Raw genomic sequence first — 5,256 nt, forward strand, 5'->3', positions numbered from 1 at the left:
GCCCCGTGAGGGCCGCGCGCCGCGTCGCCGCCGTGGGCGCGACCGTGCGACTCCGCGGAACCCGGCGAGCCGGCCCATCCCAGGCCGCCTCCGCCGTCGTGCCGGGCGTCATGCCACGCGGTGCCGCGTCAGTGGCGCAGCTCCGCCGTGACCTGGCAGCGCTTCACCCGGGAGACCAGGCGGGGGCTGGCCATGGGCACCGAGATGATCTTGCTCTCGCCGGCGGCCACCTCTATGCCGGTCTCGCCCGTGTCCACGGTCAACCCCTTGCCGTCGACGAACGTCACGTCCACGTCGTAGGTGTGCGTCTCGGCCGCGGTCGACCGGATCTCGACCGACGAGGTGGTCATGGCCCTGCGCTTGCCGCTCTTGGGCCGGGCGCAGCGGATGACCCGGAGGACCGGCGCCTGCTCGGCGGTGCCGGTGGACGTCTGCTCCTCGTACGTGGAGCCGTCGGAGGAGCCCGACGAACCGCCGTCGTAGTCGTCATCGTCGTAGTCGTGGTAACCGCCGTTGCTCTTCTTCGAGTTGGAGCAGCCGCCGCCCGATCCGCCGCTCTTGCCGCTTCGGCCCTTGCCGCCGTGGCTGGACGTGGAGAACCCGGTGAGCGCGAGCACCACCACGACCAGTACCGCCGCGAACCTGATCCTTCGCCGCATCATCGACGCAGCCCCCCTTGCTGTTGTCGGCCGTCCTGGCGGCCGCCGCGCGACCGCGCGACACCGTAACGCACAGCATCCCGTCACCCGACCGGCGGTCCGGTCATGGCCCTGTCACAGTCCGGTCATGGTCTGGTGGCGGGGCCGACCCGCCCGGCGTAGCGTCGCAGGAGGGGAAGCGCACAGTCCGGAACGCCGGCCGGGGGTCCGGCGAACGCCGCGGGAGGCTGCCCGATGATCCGCAACGTCCTCGGCTCGGTGGTCGCTCTCGCCGGAGCGGCGGCCGCGGTGCTGAGCCCCTTCCAGCACTGGTACGGCGGCCGCTCGGGCCGCGACTACCGCATCCAGGACCTGTTCGGCGGCATCACCGGCGCGCACGGGGCCGTGATGACGTCCCTTCTGCTGCCCTTCGCGTTCGCCGCCCTCGTGGCCCTGATCGGCGTCGCCCTGCGATCCCGTGCCGCCGTGGGCCTAGCGGGCCTGATCGTGCTGGGCTTCACCGTGCTGTGGATGGTCCGCCAGGGGCAGGCGGCCGGCAGCCTCTCGGTCGGCGGCGACGGGACCGGGCTCGGCCCGGGCGTAGCGTACGCCGCCGGCGGGGCGCTGCTGCTCCTGCTGGGCGCCCTCCTGATGTCGGGACGCCCTCGCGGGCGTGGCCGGCGCCGCCGCGGCGAGCCCCAGCCCTACGCGGCCCCCGGGGACGACCACCCGGACACCTGGCCGCCCACCCAGGAGCCCGGTCCGGCCGCGCAGACGTCACCCTGGCCGGAGGAGGAGCGGGACCCGTACACGGGCCCGGACCCGCACACCCGGGCCACGGGCCGGGAGGAGGTGCGCGGCGGCCACGGGGATCCGGCCCCGGGGCACCACCGGTCGCGGGACACGGACGGGGACCAGGACACGGCCGCGTACCCCGCCTGGGACCGGGACCCCGAGCGCGACCACCGGGACGACGGCCGCTCCTAGGCGCGGGACACGGGACGAGACCGCTTGGAGGGGGCGCCTCGGCCCACCGGGCGCTCAGGCCCGTGGTTCCCGGCTCCCCGTGCCCGTGCCCTTCAGCGCGTCCAGCGCGTACACGCACCGGTCCTTGCTGCACGCGTACACGACCCCGCCCTGCGCGACGGGGGAGCCGGTGATCTCACCGCCCGTGGCGAGCTTCCAGCGGAGCTGCCCGCCCGACGCGTCGAGGGTGTAGAGCACGTGGTCGGCCGAACCGAAGTGGACCCGGCCGTCGGCGACGACCGGGGCCCCCACGACCTCGCCGCCCGCCGCGAACCGCCACTTCGGCGTACCGGTGACCGCGTCCAGCGTGTACAGCGCGCTGCCGCTGCCGACGTGGATGTTGCCGGCCGCGGCCAGGACCGGCTCGACGGACTGGCGCGCCTCCGTCGCGATGCGCCACCGGTCCTTGCCCGTCGAGGCGTCCAGCGCGTAGACGGTGCCGAGGTAGTCGGCGAGGTAGACCCCGCCCCCCGTGACCGCGGGGCCGGGTGCGAAGGCGGGCGGCGAGAGGAAGGCGGCCGGCGACTCGAAGTGCCAGCGCACCCGGCCCGAGACGGTGTCCACGGCCAGCACCCGGGTGCCCGCGGCGACGTACACGAAACCGTCCGGCGCCGGGGACACGCGCACCGGGACTCCGCCGCAGGAGGCCGCGTCACCGACGGGATAGGACCATCTCTCGATGCCCGTGCGGGCGTCGACGGCCCGCAGCCGCGCGTCCTGCCACAGGTACACCGTGCCCTCGTGGATGACGGGCCCGGCCTCCGGAGTCTCGAAATCCGTCTGGACTCCGGCGGTCCCCCACAGCTTCTCGCCGCTGGATGCCTCCCATGCCTGTACGCCGCCGCCCCGGGTCGCCGTCAGCACGGTGCCGCGGTCGGCCTTCAGGGAGTAGACCCAGGCGTCGGTCTGCAACCGCCACCGCTCGGTGCCGGTCGCCGCGTCCAGCGCGTACAGGGACGGGCCGTCCGAGGCGTGGATCCGGCCGCCGTCCACGGCCATCGTCCAGGCCACGTCCCGGGTCTTGAACTGGCGCCGGCCGTTGCCCACGTCCAGCGCGTGCACCTCGAAGGACGTCACGTACAGCAGGTCGCCCACGACGACGGGTGTCCCCCACACGTCGTTCGACATGCGAAAACGCCACGGCCGCCAGCGCTCGGGGCCGGTGGGCGCCGCGTCCGGCGCCGGGCCCCAGGACGGTCCCCGCCAGCAGCACCGGACTGTGCCGCAGCTGCGCGTACGCACTGCGCGAGACCATCCGCCACAGGTCTCCCAGCCCGGGGTACGGCCGGACACTGTCCACCCGCTCCGCGAGCCCCAGCCAGACCCGGCCGCCGCCGCGCCGCACCGCGCGCGCCAGTGACACGTCGTCGATGACCGCCTGGCGGATGGAGTCCGGGATCCGCGCACGTTCGGCCGCCCCGGCCCGCAGCAGCAGGCAGCCGCCCGCCGCTGCCACGGTCCGGGACTTCCGGCGGTTCACCCGGCGGAAGGGGTAGAGCTGCCCGAAGAAGTAGACGAAGGCCGGGACGACCAACCGCTCCCAGGTGCTCGCCACCCTCAGCCGGGCCATCTGCGACACCAGGTCGAAGCCTCCCTCGCCCGCCGGCCCGGCCGCGGCCACGAGCTCCCGCAGGCTGTCCGGTTCGTGGGCGATGTCCGCGTCCGTCAGCAGCAGGAACTCGGGCTTCCGCCGCCGAGCCAGCTCCATCCCGTGCCGCAGGGCCCAGAGCTTGCCCGTCCAGCCGGGCTCCGGCTCCCCCGGGGACACCACTGTCAGGGGCAGCCCCCCGTGCCGTACCGACATGGCGCGGGCGAGGTCCCCGGTGCCGTCACCGCTGCAGTCGTCGACCAGGATGACCTCCGCGTCCCCCGGGTAGTCCTGCGCGAGCAGCGACGGAAGAGTCGCCGGCAGCACCCCGGCCTCGTCGCGGGCGGGGACGATCACCGCCACCGAGGGCCAGCGCCGCGGGTCGGTACGGCTCGGCAGCCGCTGGTCCGTCCTCCAGAAGAAACCCTGGCCCAGCAGCAGCCACGCCCACACGGCGAACGAACCGACGGCGATCCAGGCAACGGCGCTCATTCGCCGAAGTCTGCCCCACTCCGGCGGGGCCGTGAGGGCGGTCGACTATGGTGACCGGGTGAAGATCGCACTCATGGATTCGGGAATCGGCCTCCTGGCGGCGGCGGCCGCCGTACGCCGTCTGCGGCCGGACGCCGATCTGGTGCTGTCGTCCGACCCGGCTTCCATGCCCTGGGGGCCCCGTACGCCCGAGGACGTGACCCGCCGGGCCCTCACCGTCGCGCGCGCCGCCGCGGACCACGGGCCGGACGCCCTGATCGTCGCGTGCAACACCGCGTCCGTGCACGCCCTGCCCACCCTGCGGACCGAGCTCGAACCGGGGCTGCCGGTCGTCGGGACGGTGCCGGCGATCAAGCCGGCCGCCTCCGCCGGCGGGCCCGTCGCCATCTGGGCGACCCCCGCCACGACTGGGAGTCCCTACCAGCGGGGGCTGATCCGCGACTTCGCAGGCTCGGTGGCCGTGACCGAAGTGCCCTGCCCCGGGCTCGCCGACGCGGTGGAACAGGCCGACGAGGCGGCGATCGACCGGGCCGTCACCGCCGCGGCCGCCCTCACACCGCCCGAGGTGACGCACATCGTCCTCGGGTGCACCCACTACGAGCTGGTCGCCGAGCGCATCCGCACCGCCGTACGCCGGCCCGGCCGCCCGCCGGCCGTCCTGTACGGCTCCGCCGAGGCGGTCGCGGCCCAGGCACTGCGCCGTATCGGGGCCGAACCCGCTCCGTCGGCCCAACCGGCCGGCACCCTCGCCGTGCTCCACGGCGGGCGGGTGGCGGACCTGCCCGAGGCCGCTCTGGCCTACGCCGAGGGGGTCCTCCTCAAGGCCGTCAGCCCGGCGCTCTGATTCACCCGGCCGCTCCGGCGCACCCCCGCCGCCCCTTCCGGGGACACGGAACGTGGGTACGCTGCTGGGCATGACGGACCACCCCGGCAACACGCGGCACGGTTCGAGCCAGGCCCCGGCCACGGTCTGGACGGGCCGGGCCACCAACCGCTTCCAGTGGCTGCTCGCGGCCGCGGGGGCGGGATGTCTGGCACTCGGAGTCGAGCTCGCCGTCGATCCGGCGTGGAGCACCGGGGTCGCCCCGCTGCTCATGTCCGTCATCGGCTGTCTCGCCGCGGGGTTCCTGATCCTGTTCGGCACCCTCGCCTTCGTGCACGTCGCCGTGAAGGTCGACGGTGACGCCCTCGAGGTGCGCTGCGGCCACATCGGGCTTCCCCGGCGCCGGATCCTGCTCACCCACGTCGTGGGCGCGGACTTCGCCCCCAGGGTCACCCCCCGCCAGTGGGGCGGCTGGGGCTACCGCTGGCGCCCCGAGCAGGGCACCGCCGTGGTCGTGCGCCGCGGCGAGGCGCTGGTGCTGAGGCTCGGGGACGGCCGGACCTTCACCGTCACGGTGGACGACGCCGAGACGGCCGTACGCTTCATCCGCGACCGGCTGCACCTGCCGGCGCCGGTCGAGAAGTCCGCGGGTCCGGCGAGCACCTGAAACCTGCCGCCACCCAGCGCGG

At 74.9% G+C, this 5,256-nt stretch carries 4 protein-coding genes and 2 pseudogenes; 3 read left to right on the top strand and 3 right to left on the bottom strand.

From position 1 onward, the window contains the following. Positions 1-128: 128 nt before the first annotated feature. Positions 129-662, bottom strand: a complete 534-nt coding sequence (locus ABZ371_RS28500; RefSeq protein WP_358684842.1) for a hypothetical protein — start codon at positions 660-662, stop codon at positions 129-131. A 231-nt stretch (positions 663-893) separates the two neighbouring features. On the opposite strand from ABZ371_RS28500, the gene ABZ371_RS28505 reads away from it, so the two are divergent. After that, positions 894-1,625, top strand: coding sequence for a hypothetical protein (locus tag ABZ371_RS28505; RefSeq protein ID WP_358684845.1), 732 nt, complete (start codon positions 894-896; stop codon positions 1,623-1,625). Between the two features lie 54 nt (positions 1,626-1,679). Here the strand turns inward: ABZ371_RS28505 and ABZ371_RS28510 are convergent. Together ABZ371_RS28510 and ABZ371_RS28515 are read right to left on the bottom strand one after the other, a co-directional pair. Beyond that, a pseudogene (locus ABZ371_RS28510) lies at positions 1,680-2,846 on the bottom strand (PQQ-binding-like beta-propeller repeat protein); the annotation flags it as partial. A 4-nt stretch (positions 2,847-2,850) separates the two neighbouring features. Beyond that, positions 2,851-3,744 (bottom strand): annotated as a pseudogene (locus tag ABZ371_RS28515) (glycosyltransferase); the annotation flags it as partial. A gap of 58 nt (positions 3,745-3,802) precedes the next feature. Here ABZ371_RS28515 and ABZ371_RS28520 point away from each other — a divergent pair. Together ABZ371_RS28520 and ABZ371_RS28525 are read left to right on the top strand one after the other, a co-directional pair. Then, positions 3,803-4,588: an aspartate/glutamate racemase family protein gene (locus ABZ371_RS28520; RefSeq protein ID WP_358684848.1), complete on the top strand. Its 786-nt coding sequence runs from the start codon at positions 3,803-3,805 to the stop codon at positions 4,586-4,588. Positions 4,589-4,658: 70 nt separating this feature from the next. Then, positions 4,659-5,234 carry a hypothetical protein gene (locus ABZ371_RS28525; RefSeq protein ID WP_358684850.1) on the top strand — a complete coding sequence of 192 codons (576 nt, stop codon included), beginning with the start codon at positions 4,659-4,661 and terminating at the stop codon, positions 5,232-5,234. The last annotated feature ends 22 nt before the right edge of the window (positions 5,235-5,256 follow it).

Source organism: Streptomyces sp. NPDC005899 (genome assembly GCF_040629645.1).
Lineage (GTDB): Bacteria > Actinomycetota > Actinomycetes > Streptomycetales > Streptomycetaceae > Streptomyces.